Genomic DNA, 14,170 nt, shown 5'->3' with positions numbered 1-14,170 from the left:
AATGGAGGAGGTAGAGGGATTCGAACCCCCGCGGGCTGTTACACCCCTGGCGGTTTTCAAGACCGCTCCCTTCAGCCAGACTTGGGTATACCTCCGTTGGATAAGTGGTGGACCCTGTAGGACTCGAACCTACGACCAATCGGTTATGAGCCGACTGCTCTGACCAACTGAGCTAAGGGTCCAAAGATTATGTACTTTTATAGATGGGTTGATGGGGCGGCTGATGGGAATCGAACCCACGAATGCCGGAACCACAATCCGGTGCGTTAACCACTTCGCCACAACCGCCATGCGAATTTATTAAATGGTAGCGGCGGAGGGGATCGAACCCCCGACCTCACGGGTATGAACCGTACGCTCTAGCCAGCTGAGCTACACCGCCATGGCTCCACAGGCAGGACTCGAACCTGCGACCGATCGGTTAACAGCCGATAGCTCTACCACTGAGCTACTGTGGAATAATAATTTAACGACAAGATTTAGAATAACATTTCCCAACCTGTTTGTCAATGTTTTTTTAACGTTCTCCAAGTAAAGCAAAACAGGGACAAGAAATAATATATCATGTTCTTCCCCTGTATGCAATACGAAATTATAAGACTCGGAATAAGAAATAGATGACCATACCGAGTTGGATGATAAACTTAACTGTTGTACCCCCGATAAATCCTAATAAAGAGCCAATACCCACACGAATCGCTTGTTTTAAATCACCCTTTTGATGAATCAGCTCTCCGGCGATCGCACCGACAAACGGACCGATCAGAATCCCTATTATAGGAATGATGAATGGTCCGACGATAATACCGATCGTACTTCCCCAAATCGCGTGCTTACTACCGCCCCTCTTCTTTACGCCAAAATAGTTACTTGCATAATCAGTGGCATATAAAAGAAGAACAAGTATTCCTTGAATGATCCAAAACCACAATCCTAAAGGTTCAAAACTGAACATCCACCCATAGACAAGAAAACCAGCAATAAGAAAAAGAGAGGCCGGTAAAACCGGATAAATTAGTCCAATGAATGAAAGGACAAATAAAGCTCCGATTACCAGCCAAGCAATGATCGTCATGCTATTGATCTTCTCCTAATACATACTCAGCAATATTCACTGCATGGTCTCCAATACGTTCAAGGTTACTGATGATATCAACGAAGACGATACCAGCAGCTCCACTGCATTTACCTTCATTCAAGCGTAAAATATGCTGCTTACGCAATGTTCTTTCCATTTTATCGATTGCATCTTCCATTTTGACAACTTTACGAGCTTTTTCCTTATCGTTTTCTTCAATCGCATGGAATGCTTCATCGATTGTTGACATCGTCAATTGGAACATTTCCTCTAAATCAACTTTAGCTTTATCAGAGATGACAACTTTATGGGTCAATTGGTATTCAACTAATTCAATGATGTTTTCCATATGGTCTCCGATTCGCTCAATATCACGTACAGAGTCCATTAGAATTGAATGTTGTTCAGAATCATGAGCAGATAACGTATACGATGATAGTTTAACTAGATACTCTGTAATACGTTGATCTAAATTATTGATTGCTTCTTCATATTGATACGCTTTTTCAGCGTTCTTTTTATGATTTGAATTTAGATATTCGAACGATTCAGTCAATCCGTTCTTGGCATACTCCGCCATTCGCATGACTTCCATCTTCGCTTGTCCTAAAGCAACGGCAGGAGAACGCTCTAAGAAGATCGGATCGAGATGTTTCGCCTTATATTCAATGACACCGTCATCTCCAGGGACGAGCTTCGTAACGATATAAGCTAATACTCCTATGAACCAGACTTGAATCAATGTATTCAAGATATTAAATGATCCATGGGCAAAGGCAATTTGCATTTTAGGTTCAAGGTCCAACGAACTTGTCAGAAATTCAACATAAGCTGTAAATGGAACAATCAATAGTAGAAAAACAGTTGTTCCTAATAAGTTGAAGATAACATGGGTCAAAGCTGCCCTTCTCGCTGCCACACTTGCACCAATGGCTGCAAGAACCGCTGTAATCGTTGTCCCGATATTATCCCCAAATAAAACAGGTAGAGCTGCATCCAACTCTAATGACCCTTGTGAATACAATTCTTGAAGGATACCAATGGTTGCACTGGAACTTTGAACGATTACTGTAAATAAAGTACCGATCACTACGCCAAGAACTCCATTTTCACTCATGTCTACTGTCAAGTCCTGGAATGATTGAAGACCTCGTAAAGGCTTCATTCCATCACCCATCAGTTCAAGTCCGTAGAATAAAGCACCAAACCCAAAGATGATTTGTCCATAATTCCTTAACTTTTTAGAACTGAAAAAGAATATGATCAAGGTACCTACAGCGATGATTGGTAACGCATATGCTCCTATATCAATACCGATGATGAAAGCTGTCACCGTTGTACCGATATTCGCACCCATAATAACGCCGATTGCCTGGCGGAGGGTCATGAAACCTGCATTGACTAGTCCAACCGTCAATACTGTCGTACCGGAACTTGATTGAATCAAAATTGTAACGATAATACCAGCAAGTACACCCATGAAAGGATTTGATGTAAAGCGATCAAGGATATCCCTTAAACGATCACCTGCAGAGTTTTGAAGTCCTTCTCCCATGTACTTGATACCGAACAAGAAGATACCAAGTCCACCAAGAAATTCAAATATCAATTTCTGAATATCTAAATCCAAGTTTTTTCAACTCCTACGCATATATTCGACATAATTTGCCCCATTCATTATTAACTAACTTCGTTTTGTTTGTAAAGTCTTTTAAGGGTATTTAATTATTTTGTAAAACAATACACTATAACAATGGCATTTTTTCCCTTAGTGGCATTTTTTATCTTGTCCGTACAGTTCAGTAAAGATACAATGATTTTAGAGAATAAAAGGGGGAACACAATGAATATATTCAAACAGTTTTTAATGAGCTTGTACTCACCTAAAACAGTGGCCATGTTCCGTTTTCAAAAAATCGGCAAGACGATCGGTTTTGTTTTTGTATTGATGTTAATCAGTTTCATATTTGTAGGGACGAATATTGCTTTATCGATCACCAATGTTGTCAATGAATTCGAAAGCGCTCTTGAAGAAGATATCCCTTCCTTTCAATTTCGAGATGGGCAATTGACATCCGATATTTCTAAACCAATCATCCGTCAGGACGGAAAACAAACTTTCATTTTTGATACCACTGGAGAGACGACAAGAGATGACCTTGATCAATATTCGGATGTCGTAGCAATTTTAGACGATCGTCTCATTGTTGTTTCTGCAGGCCAGGCAGACACATTCGACTATGGGATGATGCAGGATGTCAGTTTTCAAAAAAGTGATATCGTCAATTTCTTGGATTCAGCTAATACTTTATTACCCTTAATCATCAGTGTGATAATCCTTGTTTCTTATATTTTCATGACTGCACTAAAGTTTATTGGGATTACGGTCCTTGCACTGATCGGGTTGATTCTCAAAAATACGATGAAAAGAAAGCTTTCATACGGACAATTATGGATTCTCTCTGCTTATACAGTGACTCTTCCAACAATCTTTTTTGCGATTACAGAAGCTTTAAACATCGTCATCCCAGGGCAATTCTTACTTTATTGGGTTGTCGCGATCTTTTTCCTGTCACAAGTCATTAAATTTGTACCATTACCTAAGACAACAGAAAATGAACGATAGAGCTTACACACCAAAAGAGGATGACAACATGTCACCCTCTTTTTTTAACACATTATTTGAATAGGTTTTTCAATGCTTCAATCAATTGAATCAGGAAATCAAGAATTGTTTTGATGAATCCCTGCGTCTCTTCTTTATTAAGAAATTCACTTAGGTTGTTCCGCACATTTTCAAGATTATTTTTCACTTGGTCCCAATCAATGTTCATATCTTTCATCTTGTTGAACAAGGATACAAGACCATTCAGTTCTTCATCCGTTAATTTAATGCCCACATCTTCTGCCACACGTTGAATCAATGCACGGAGGTCCTCTTCTGTCTCAACTGGGTTCTCGGCCAGCTCTTGCTTGATTTTTGTCATCAGTTCGGTCGCTTTTTCAGCACCGACACGATCACCAAGCTTGACCGTTTTCACCATTTCTTCATTCGCTACCTGTTTCTTCTCTTCTGGGATTTCAACATCCGCTTTGACTTCATATGCCTTTAAAATACCTGTTAATGCAGCTGTTCCAGAAACTTCAAATGGGGCTGTCACATAGATATCTGCATCAGTGACTCCCGCAGTCGTCAAGGCATTCGCATACATCTCTTTGGTTACCCAGTTGATGTTGTTCGTCTCCACATTCAGTCCGGAATCTTTTTCTCCGATTGTAATTTTAGTAGATGAAATCGCTTTAGATCCGATTTGTGCTTTTGATATATATTCACCTAAGTATTGATGCTCTTCTTCATTTGTCACGGTAACAGTTTCTACATCTTTAGGAACATCCATTTCTCCCAATAGGTCTTGTTTCTGACTATCAGTTAAATCTTCCCCCAATGTGACGATGATATCACCAGGTGCGGCATCTGCTAACGCAACTCCCGGAATCATACAAGCAACTAGAACCATGATTGCAATCCATTTTTTGAATCTCATGTTTTCTCTCCTTTTATGAAAGAATTCCCTATACCATACGTTTAAAATCTGTTTTTCTGTAGGTACTTCCTATATTTTACAACGCATGACAGGGCCTGGCTATCCTTATTTTTTTGATAACTCTACTGATAATAGACGCTTTAATAGAAGTATGGTTTCATTTGGAAGTGAAAAATAACATGAATACTGCAGTTGGACAGGCATATACATTTACTAGAACGATTGGTAGATTCGATATCTGACGCAGGAGGAATCGATCATGAAAAAATTTATTATCACGAGTCTGATCATTCTATTTTTCTATAGTGCATATTTCGATTTGAAAGTTGGGACATTACCGACATCCGCCAAAAATGAGATTGAAGTTCAAGTTGCAAATTCCATTCCTGCCGATGAGGTTGCATACAAAGAAATCCAGGTCCAGCCCGGGGAGACTGTTTTGACGATTTTGGAGCGTATTCATAATGGCAGTATTCCCGTGTCGATTGAAAAAGCAGTTTCTGAATTCGAGCGCTTGAACCCTGACACATCGGCACATTCAATCCATGCAAATAAAACGTATCGCTTCCCATTCTTTAACTAAGACACATTTCCTTGCCAAAACCTTCAATCCATTGCTAAAATGAAAGACGGTACTATATGTAATCCACGTCCTTAAAGGAGCGATATATACATGAGTGAAATTACTCACCGTACGAAAACAAGACCGGTTAGAGTCGGGAACCTGACAATCGGCGGAAATAATGAAGTCGTTGTCCAGAGTATGACGACAACTAAAACACATGATGTAGAAGCAACAGTCAAAGAAATTCACCGTTTAGAAGAAGCAGGCTGCCAGATTGTTCGTGTCGCTTGTCCTGATATGAAAGCAGCAGAAGCAATTGCTGACATCAAAAAACAAATAAAAATTCCTTTGGTAGTTGATATCCACTTCGATTATAAGCTCGCACTAAAAGCGATTGAAGGCGGAGCAGATAAAATCCGGATTAACCCTGGTAATATCGGTCGAAAAGAAAAGGTGGAAGCTGTCGTGAAGGCAGCGAAAGAAAAAGGAATTCCAATCCGAATCGGTGTAAACGCTGGATCATTAGAACGTAAAATCCTTGAGAAATACGGCTATCCCACAGCTGACGGGATGGTTGAAAGTGCCTTAAGCCATATTAAAATTCTTGAGGATCTGGATTTCCACGACATCATCGTTTCGATGAAAGCATCTGATGTCAATCTAGCTGTCGAGGCGTATGAAAAAGCTTCGAAGGCATTTGATTATCCGTTGCATTTGGGAATCACCGAATCGGGAACTTTATTTGCAGGAACTGTGAAAAGTGCTGCAGGACTTGGGATCATACTGCATAAAGGAATCGGAAATACTGTACGTATTTCCTTAAGTGCAGATCCAGTTGAAGAAGTGAAGGTCGCTCGCGAATTGTTGAAAACATTCGGTTTAGCATCAAATGCAGCAACCTTGATTTCTTGCCCTACTTGCGGACGAATTGAAATTGATCTGATTTCGATTGCAAATGAAGTCGAAGAATATATTTCGAAAATCAAAGCACCTCTTAAAGTCGCTGTTCTGGGATGTGCAGTCAACGGTCCAGGTGAAGCACGGGAAGCGGATATCGGTATTGCCGGGGCACGTGGTGAAGGTCTTCTTTTCCGCCACGGAGAAATCATCCGGAAGATACCAGAGGATACGATGGTTGATGAATTGAAAAAAGAAGTCGATAAGTTAGCGAAGGAATATCACGAGAAAAAAGCAAAAGAGGAAGCAGAACAACAAGTATAAAACAAGCTATTGAAAAGAGCCGTCACAAACGGCTCTTTTTTAGTGCTATGTTATTTTCCATCCCACCATTGCGTTTTCTCTGAAATTGGTTTTCGCGGAGACGCTTTCGGTTCTGCTGCAGGATATCCAACATATAAAAACCCCATAATTTGTCCTTTTTCCGAGACCCTGAATGCTTCTTTCATTTTTGGGGTATATGTTGGCTGTCCCGTCCGCCAAATTGATCCAAGTCCGAGGGAATGAGCGGCAAGCATCATATTTTGTGCGGCACACGCACAGGCAGCTACCTCTTCGACCCATACAACCTTTTCCTGGTCACTTGGTTCCATTACGATAACAATGATTACAGGTGCTCTTCTTGCTTTTTTCAAGCCTTTTTCTTTTGCTAAGTCAATCTCCTCTTCTGTCGGATCGGTCAAGTCCTCAACTGCAATTTCTCCATATATCTTTCCTAGAACATCTCTACCCTTACCACTTAGGACGATGAAATTCCATGGCTCAGTCCGATAATGATTAGGTGCCCATGTTCCTGCTTCAAGAATTGTCTTAATCAATTCTTTGTCAGGAACCTGATCCTTCACCTTTCCTATCGTTCGTCTTGTTCTGATCGCTTCGATTATATCCATAAGGATCACCTCAAATTGATTATCTTTATCATATGTATTTATTTTATGAGAATAAGATACATGAATCCAAATGATTTCCTTTATTAAGACAATGGATAAGTATTATCTAAATTCTTCTTTGTGTAATATGCTCTACATCCACTTCACATGTTGCCGGAGATCCGAAAGCTTATTCGCTATCCCCGCTGGAGTGGATGAAATCATTAAAAGATCAACAATAAAAACGAAGGCAGGATGAACTGCCTTCGCTTCGACACTAAAAGAATGGAGCAAATATCAGACTGATCACAATTGAAGCGATACCAAGTCCGATTGCCCAGTTCCCAAGCGTACGTGCTCCTCGTCTTCTTGCAAAAAATCCTACAATGATGCCCGCGGCACCTAATAAAACAGGTAGGAAGAATAGGGAGAGAATCGATAAAGCTAAAGCGAATATCCCCACGCCTCGCCCCTCGGTAGATTCTCCATTTTCATCTTCGTTGTACAAACCTTCATCTTCGCGTTCCTTATCCATTACGCGTTCTTGCTCAGGTAGAGGGAGAACCTCTGCTGCTGTTTCTTCCATGAAATCCTCTTCATACTCTCGGTGATTTTCGTTTTCACGATCGTATCGATTTTCCATCAGGATCCCTCTCTTTCATCAAAAGTGGAGGAGCCTTCTTATTATTGGTCACGTTTCAGGCTTTCATGATGTCAATCATTGTTAACCTTAATAACATCAACAGTTGGAAATTTTTGCATAGCATGTAACTTATTTAGGATGTTTGAGAAATTCAGCTTTGAGAAACCATGAAACAATGGGTAAATTTATGAACAGCTTGGAACCCATGATATCTGTACATATTTTCGCTTTTATCATATTTGACGTTTTGCGACACATGTCCAGAGGTTCCAATCGGGCTTTCGGTTCGCTAAATAAAAACCCACCCAAATTAGTTGGATGGATTTCAATAAGGATTAATGCTTAGCGCGGAACGTATGGCAGCAAGTTTCTGCAACATGTTCCGCTTTGTCTTTGTGCAAAGCGTCATCGACGAAGTTTCCTGATGCGGACATATCGTAATTTTCATTTGCGTGTTGGTCCACTTCAACCAAAATGGCATCCGCATGGCAGTTGTTTCCTTCAGCCCAATATACACAGTTTGCTACGTTACATTTTACTTCTGGCATTCTAATCTCCTCCTTAGTGGTTAGAATGCCACATTTTCCATAAAAACATGAGTGAATTTATTGACACTGCTGACAGTAACCGTATATTTCAAATTTATGGTCCGTAATGACAAAATCATCTGGCGTAATGTCCTTCATTGGACATGCTTCAATCGCATTCGTTTTACCGCATTGAAGACAAATAATATGATGATGATGTCCTTTTGTCGCGCAAGAAAATCTGAAGTGTTTTTCTCCGTCTAGTTCTGTTTCTTCAACAATTCCTAATTCCGTAAAAACAGAAAGGTTTCGATAAATTGTATCAAAGCTGAGTCCAGGATAAGATGGTTTCATGTACTCAAGTACATCTTTCGCCGTCAAGTAACGTCTCTCATTTGAAAAAAGCTCTAAAAACATTTCACGCTTGCTCGTATATTTATAACCATTTTCTTTGAGGATCTTGAGAGCTTCACTTACATTCATGCTTCTTCCCCCACTTTTCTATTCGTTCCAGATGAATATCTGAATTTTTTCCAGAGAATCACGAGTACAAGTATTAATGCCGCTAATAATACTATTGTACCACCAGGAGCCAAATCAAAATAGTAAGCTGACACAAGACCCGCTATTACAGACGTTTCCCCAAAAAGGATTGCAATGAATATGGTCTGTTTGAATCCTCTGGAAATCCGGATGCTTGCAGCGACAGGTAACGTGATAAGGGATGACACAAGTAAAATGCCGACAATCCTCATCGAAGCTGCAATAACTAGTGCCACCATCACCATGAACATGAAATGGATGGAACGTGAGCGGATTCCGGACACTTGTGCTTGATCTTCATCAAAGGAAAGTAAAAATAGCTCTTTATAGAAAAAGAAGACCAAAATCACGACGATTATCAATATGGTTAAGACCATCCACACATCTGAGGTTCCTACTGCAATGATACTTCCGAATAAGTAATTGAATAAATCCGTATTAAAGCCATTCGCTAATGAGATGAAGATGACACTCAATCCGATTCCTACAGATAGAATGATGGGTATTGCAAGCTCTTGATAATGCTTATATTCTTTCCTAAGCCGCTCGATCAAAATGGAACCCGTTACTGAAAAAGCCATTCCGATGTATACAGGGTTCAACATTTTAAAAGCAGTGACTTGTTTACTCAACAATAAGCTTGCAGCTATTCCTGCCAGTGTGATGTGTGACAATGCATCTGCAATCAATGCTTGTCTTCGGACGACGATGAATACACCAAGCAAAGGTGCCAGAAAGCCAATCATCAGGCCGACCAAAGCGGCATTTCGTATAAAGTCATATTGTAAAAAATCCTGGATCATATAACTGCACTCCTCTAATGCTTGTGATCCATCATATGGACTGGGTGACCATAGAAGGACGAAAGTTGACGGTTATCAAAGTCTTCATATTCATGGGTGTCACCATGAAAATGCAACTGTTTATTCAGACATGCTACATGAGTAACAAGGTTTGTGACAGGTCCGATATCGTGTGTAACAAGAATCAACGTAATCCCTTTTTGCTGATTCAATTCTCTTAGCAATTCATAAAAGCTTTCTACTGAGGAAACATCTACACCAACAGTCGGTTCGTCTAAAATCAATAACTGCGGGTCACTTACCAAAGCTCTTGCGATGAAGGCACGTTGCTGCTGTCCTCCAGAAAGTTCTCCGATATTTTGATTCGTATAATCTTTCAGTCCGACGATTTCAATTGCCTCATGTACCCGTTTCTTATGATGTTTTTTCAAAAATTTGAACATTCCAACTTTCCCGAATATCCCCATTGAGACCACTTCAAAAACTGTGGCCGGAAAACCGCTGTTGAAGCTGTTCGCTTTTTGGGATACATATCCGATTTTGGGCCAGTTCTTGAATTTCTTCACGTTTTGACCAAATAAAAAAATCGAACCTTGCTGTAATGGTAGAAGCCCAAGGATCATCTTAATAAGCGTCGATTTACCAGATCCGTTCGGTCCGAGCAACGCAAGGAAAGATCCCTCAGGGACATCCAGATTTATATTTTCAAGAACTTTACGCTCTTGATAGTTGAATGTAACGTTTTCTATGGATACGATAGATGATTTCATCGCAATCCCCTTTCAAAAAACATATTGAATGAAATTAGGAATGATTCCGATTTACTTTATTAAGTATATCTGAAATATCTCATTTGTAAAGAAACTTGGTCAAATCCAATACAATTTTGGAAGTAAAAAAAGAGACTGATGTTATAGTCAGCCTCTCCAATATCACTAATTTGTAACAGCTAATAATTCCTGTTCTTTCGCTTTTTGTTGTATTTCTTCAGCATACCAGCTTTTTGCATGTCCTTTTTCCTGAATGTATTTTTCCATTCCATATATGCCACGGTGATAAGCAGTAAGTGCTTTATCCCAATCAGCATATTTGGAATGCAGGTAATCTAGATAGACGATTGCAAGCTGAATCGAGTAAAACGGATCAAATAACTGCTCTTTACTCTTATATTCAAGTCCAGCCATTTCTGAGATCCATGGCGCTGTGTTTTCCATGAACTGAGCCATCCCGTAAGCTCGCCCATATTTGGTTTCCGGTCCTACTGCTTTAGGATCGAATTGATTCCCTGTCTCTACACGCAATAATTCATACACGATATAAGGATCGATATCTTTCTTCATTGATTCCCTTACAAGAAAACGTCCCCACTCTTCCTTGAATCTTCCATCACTTGCTTTTGTAAATTGCTTTGCAAGCTTTTTGGACTCTACCATCATTTCATAACCGCTTGCTTTCGGTTTACCGCCCTGGCTTTTTTGCTTATAAAAAGAAATCATCTGTTTATAATCTTGTTCAGCCTCTAACATTTGCGATTGTTGTTTTTCCTTCTTCAAGTCTCGCTTCAGTTCATGATTTTGTAGAAGTGTATAGGAAATCGCTATGATAAGCGATAGTATGATTGCTGAAATAGATAAGAAGCGTTTGTTTCTAAACAATAAAAACACCCCACCGTCTAGGTATTTTGGCACACGCCTTTTATCATAGACAATAAGGATGCAGAAAACAAGCAGTTAAGGTGTTTTATACATTATTTTACAGTTCAATTGTTAATGGATCGGAGACTTGAATTTAGCCCCTTTCGTTTCCTGTGTATTCATGATTGTTATGAAAGCTTGTTTATCAATATCATGTACAATGTTCTTAAGCTTGGTTACTTCTAGCCTTGTAATTACTGCATAGATCACTTCTTTTTGGGCGTCTGTATAACCGCCTTTCCCCATCAACTTCGTAGTACCTCGTCCTAAGCGGTCAAGAATCGCGCTTGAAATCTCCTCATAGTGGTCTGAAACGATCAAGACCGCTTTGGTTTCATCAAGACCCTGGATGACCGTGTCAATCGTTTTAAAGGCAATATAGTATGTAAGGATCGAATACATTGCGCGTTCAGGACCGAATACGAAACCTGCCCAGGCAAATACGAAAATGTTCAAAAACATAACAATTTCACCAATTGAAAAAGGGATTTTCTTCGTAATCAGTATTGAAAAAATCTCCGTACCGTCTAAGGAACCCCCGTGACGGATGACAAGACCTACTCCAACTCCCAGGGTTAATCCTCCAAATACCGTAGCGAGGATCAGCTCATTTGTAAAAGGCTCAAAATGGTGCAGTTGGGTCTCAAATATCGCTAAAAACACAATACCTACAAGGGAAGATATCGCAAATGTCTTTCCAATCTGTTTATAACCCGAATACATGAATGGAAGGTTTAAAACGATGACTAAGATGGCAAAGTTCAATGGGGTCAGGTAATCCAAAATCAACGAGACGCCGATGATGCCCCCGTCAATGATTTGGTTAGGGATCAAAAACATTTCGATTGAGAGTGCTGCAAGGCCTGCTCCAAGAATGATCATTCCATATCGATAAATTAAGTGTGGGAGACTTTCTTTTTTGTGTTGTTTGACTTGTTCCATGGGTCACTCCTCAACAGTTATTTCATGGTCTATCTAAGAATTATTATATCATGTTTACTTGAAACTCTTAAAAAATCCGCTATAATTAACAATCGTGGCATATCTATTATGTCATGGGTGGGAGAGGGATCATTTCAGAAAGAAAGGTTATTGATGAAACAACTTATTGAAAATTGGTTCCAGTTGTCTAAGCATGGAACAACGATGCAAAAGGAACTGATTGCGGGGATTACCTCTTTTTTTACGATAAGTTATATTATTATCGTCAATCCATTAATTCTGGCTGATGCTGGAATCCCATATTATGGAGCTTTAATGGCAACAATACTCGTCAGTATCATTTCGTGTATTTTCATTGGTTTATATGCTAATGCACCAATTATATTATCTCCAGGAATGGGTGTTAATGCCTTTTTCACCTACACGATTGTTGAGGGGATGGGTTTAAGCTGGCAGGAAGGACTTGGCGCAGTTGTAATGGCAGGTATACTTTTCTGTATCGCAGCATTTACACCGATCAAGTCATTATTGTCACGTTCTGTGCCCGACTCACTAAAGCATGGAATTACAGTCGGTATTGGGTTGTTCCTCGCATTTATCGGTTTACAAAAAGCTGGTATTGTTGAGAAAAGTCCGGATACATTTGTAAAACTAGGCGATCTGAGCGAACCATCTACTCTGTTGGCACTGGCAGGACTGTTAATCTGCCTGACATTGTTTGTCAAGAGAATTAAAGGAGGATTTATCCTTTCAGTCATTATCATCACGATAGCAGCTTATGTTTTCGGGCTGACCCCTGAATCAAAGGCCGCTGGCGAAGAATCGGTGTTGTTGATTTTCAACGCGGATCTTTCGAGTTGGATGACAACAAAGTTCTGGATTGCCTCGTTTTCGCTTGCACTCATATTGATCGTAGAAAATATGGGCTTGTTGTATGGGATGTTGCCAGACACAGAGAAGTTTGATCGATCGTTCCAATCAAGTGCTTTTTCAAGTGTTTTATCTGGATTCTTCGGGACAAGTCCGACGATTTCAACAGCAGAAAGTGCTTCAGGAATTGCTGAAGGCGGGCGGACAGGTTTAACAACAGTTGTTACAGGTTTGTTATTCATCTTTTCAATATTCGCAATACCCGTCCTTACCGGTATACCAGACGCTGCAATTGCACCGATTCTGATCATTATCGGTGGTGTCATGATGCAATCGATTCGATACATTCCACTAGATGACTTTACAGAAAGCTTCCCAGCTTTCATGATCATTGCGTTGATTCCGTTAACCTATAGCATTGTTGACGGACTCGCATTCGGATTTATCGTCTACCCGATCATCAAAATGGCAGTCGGACAATTTAAACAAGTACCAAGAACCATGTATGTGATGGCCTCGTTATTCATCTTGAATTTCGTCTTCCATTTTTACATGTGAATTGGTGGTAAATAAACTAAGGCTGTTTTCGCAAACTTTGTTGCTCTTGCACTTAAAGAAAGTATAAAATACTTTCTTCAGTATAAGGGCAGCTAAGGCTCGACCTACAAAAGGCTTGGTCTAGCCAAGTTTTCTTTAAAAGTCGTTGATTTCCGTTCCAGGATGCTCGCTTTCCGCGGGGCGTGCGGTGAGCCCACTCGTCGCCTTGCGACCACAGGAGTCTCCTTTTCAAGGAAGCATTTGTGCTCCTGCGTCTACAAGAAAGTCCTGTCGAAGCGAGCTTCCTCGTCGCATGCCTTGCGAGGAGATTATTCATGTAGTAGGCACGCTGATCCCGCAGGAGTCTCGCACCTTGCTCTCCAATCAACTTGCACATGATGATTTTTAAAAATGACTCAAAAGCAACAATCTTTTAGAAAAGAGCCTAAACTAAAACCGCAAGTAAATTCGGTACTTACCCCCGAAAGTTAGAGTAGAAAATCTGACTTTCGGGGGTGTTTTTATGGCTAAATACAGCGAGGAATTTAAAATAAAGCTTGTCACCGAGTATTTATCTGGCAATCTTGGATATGGATC

General features: G+C 40.2%; 15 protein-coding genes and 5 tRNA genes. 4 read left to right on the top strand and 16 right to left on the bottom strand.

Annotated features, from left to right (window positions below; genetic code table 11):
* Positions 1–2 precede the first annotated feature (2 nt).
* From ACTWQL_RS13215 to ACTWQL_RS13185, 7 genes are all read right to left on the bottom strand, one after another.
* Positions 3–95: transfer RNA gene (locus ACTWQL_RS13215), tRNA-Ser, on the bottom strand.
* A 10-nt stretch (positions 96–105) separates the two neighbouring features.
* Positions 106–182: transfer RNA gene (locus ACTWQL_RS13210), tRNA-Ile, on the bottom strand.
* Between the two features lie 30 nt (positions 183–212).
* A tRNA-His gene (locus ACTWQL_RS13205) sits at positions 213–288 on the bottom strand.
* A 17-nt stretch (positions 289–305) separates the two neighbouring features.
* A tRNA-Met gene (locus tag ACTWQL_RS13200) sits at positions 306–382 on the bottom strand.
* A 1-nt stretch (position 383) separates the two neighbouring features.
* Positions 384–458, bottom strand: a tRNA-Asn gene (locus tag ACTWQL_RS13195).
* Positions 459–592: 134 nt separating this feature from the next.
* Positions 593–1,075 (bottom strand): DUF456 domain-containing protein, encoded by a 483-nt coding sequence (locus ACTWQL_RS13190; protein WP_443142912.1) that lies wholly within the window; start codon positions 1,073–1,075, stop codon positions 593–595.
* Between the two features lies 1 nt (position 1,076).
* Positions 1,077–2,708 carry a Na/Pi cotransporter family protein gene (locus ACTWQL_RS13185; RefSeq protein WP_443142911.1) on the bottom strand — a complete coding sequence of 544 codons (1,632 nt, stop codon included), beginning with the start codon at positions 2,706–2,708 and terminating at the stop codon, positions 1,077–1,079.
* A gap of 213 nt (positions 2,709–2,921) precedes the next feature.
* Between ACTWQL_RS13185 and ACTWQL_RS13180 the strand changes: the two genes are divergently transcribed.
* Positions 2,922–3,704 (top strand): DUF1189 domain-containing protein, encoded by a 783-nt coding sequence (locus ACTWQL_RS13180; RefSeq protein WP_443142910.1) that lies wholly within the window; start codon positions 2,922–2,924, stop codon positions 3,702–3,704.
* Positions 3,705–3,756: 52 nt separating this feature from the next.
* Here ACTWQL_RS13180 and ACTWQL_RS13175 read toward each other — a convergent pair whose 3' ends face one another.
* Complete coding sequence (locus ACTWQL_RS13175) at positions 3,757–4,623, bottom strand: DUF1002 domain-containing protein (protein ID WP_443142909.1); 867 nt, start codon at positions 4,621–4,623, stop codon at positions 3,757–3,759.
* A 259-nt stretch (positions 4,624–4,882) separates the two neighbouring features.
* Here ACTWQL_RS13175 and ACTWQL_RS13170 point away from each other — a divergent pair, with 259 nt between their 5' ends.
* Both ACTWQL_RS13170 and ispG read left to right on the top strand, forming a co-directional pair.
* A complete protein-coding gene (locus ACTWQL_RS13170; RefSeq protein ID WP_443142908.1) occupies positions 4,883–5,206 on the top strand; it encodes a hypothetical protein in 324 nt (107 codons plus the stop codon).
* A gap of 90 nt (positions 5,207–5,296) precedes the next feature.
* Positions 5,297–6,409 carry a flavodoxin-dependent (E)-4-hydroxy-3-methylbut-2-enyl-diphosphate synthase gene (gene ispG, locus ACTWQL_RS13165; protein ID WP_443142907.1) on the top strand — a complete coding sequence of 371 codons (1,113 nt, stop codon included), beginning with the start codon at positions 5,297–5,299 and terminating at the stop codon, positions 6,407–6,409.
* A gap of 50 nt (positions 6,410–6,459) precedes the next feature.
* Here ispG and ACTWQL_RS13160 read toward each other — a convergent pair whose 3' ends face one another.
* From ACTWQL_RS13160 to ACTWQL_RS13125, 8 genes are all read right to left on the bottom strand, one after another.
* Positions 6,460–7,035 carry a nitroreductase family protein gene (locus tag ACTWQL_RS13160; protein ID WP_443142906.1) on the bottom strand — a complete coding sequence of 192 codons (576 nt, stop codon included), beginning with the start codon at positions 7,033–7,035 and terminating at the stop codon, positions 6,460–6,462.
* 256 nt (positions 7,036–7,291) lie between these two features.
* Positions 7,292–7,657, bottom strand: coding sequence for a DUF4190 domain-containing protein (locus ACTWQL_RS13155; protein ID WP_443142905.1), 366 nt, complete (start codon positions 7,655–7,657; stop codon positions 7,292–7,294).
* 335 nt (positions 7,658–7,992) lie between these two features.
* Positions 7,993–8,205, bottom strand: coding sequence for a DUF1540 domain-containing protein (locus ACTWQL_RS13150; RefSeq protein ID WP_443142904.1), 213 nt, complete (start codon positions 8,203–8,205; stop codon positions 7,993–7,995).
* A 57-nt stretch (positions 8,206–8,262) separates the two neighbouring features.
* Positions 8,263–8,667, bottom strand: a complete 405-nt coding sequence (locus ACTWQL_RS13145) for a Fur family transcriptional regulator (protein ID WP_443142903.1) — start codon at positions 8,665–8,667, stop codon at positions 8,263–8,265.
* Positions 8,664–9,530 (bottom strand): metal ABC transporter permease, encoded by an 867-nt coding sequence (locus ACTWQL_RS13140; protein ID WP_443142902.1) that lies wholly within the window; start codon positions 9,528–9,530, stop codon positions 8,664–8,666. The genes ACTWQL_RS13145 and ACTWQL_RS13140 overlap by 4 nt, the downstream gene beginning before the upstream one ends.
* 14 nt (positions 9,531–9,544) lie before the next feature.
* Positions 9,545–10,300 (bottom strand): metal ABC transporter ATP-binding protein, encoded by a 756-nt coding sequence (locus ACTWQL_RS13135; protein WP_443142901.1) that lies wholly within the window; start codon positions 10,298–10,300, stop codon positions 9,545–9,547.
* A gap of 165 nt (positions 10,301–10,465) precedes the next feature.
* Positions 10,466–11,185, bottom strand: coding sequence for a lytic transglycosylase domain-containing protein (locus ACTWQL_RS13130; RefSeq protein ID WP_443142900.1), 720 nt, complete (start codon positions 11,183–11,185; stop codon positions 10,466–10,468).
* Positions 11,186–11,296: 111 nt separating this feature from the next.
* The gene (locus ACTWQL_RS13125) at positions 11,297–12,166 is read right to left on the bottom strand and encodes a YitT family protein (protein ID WP_443142899.1); all 870 of its coding nucleotides are present in this window, start codon (positions 12,164–12,166) and stop codon (positions 11,297–11,299) included.
* A 153-nt stretch (positions 12,167–12,319) separates the two neighbouring features.
* Here ACTWQL_RS13125 and ACTWQL_RS13120 point away from each other — a divergent pair, with 153 nt between their 5' ends.
* Complete coding sequence (locus ACTWQL_RS13120) at positions 12,320–13,594, top strand: NCS2 family permease (RefSeq protein WP_443142898.1); 1,275 nt, start codon at positions 12,320–12,322, stop codon at positions 13,592–13,594.
* Positions 13,595–14,170: the final 576 nt, after the last annotated feature.

The organism is Pseudalkalibacillus sp. R45 (genome assembly GCF_052246725.1).
In the GTDB taxonomy this organism is placed as follows: domain Bacteria; phylum Bacillota; class Bacilli; order Bacillales; family Fictibacillaceae; genus Pseudalkalibacillus.
This window is presented reverse-complemented; position numbering and strand designations above follow the sequence as displayed.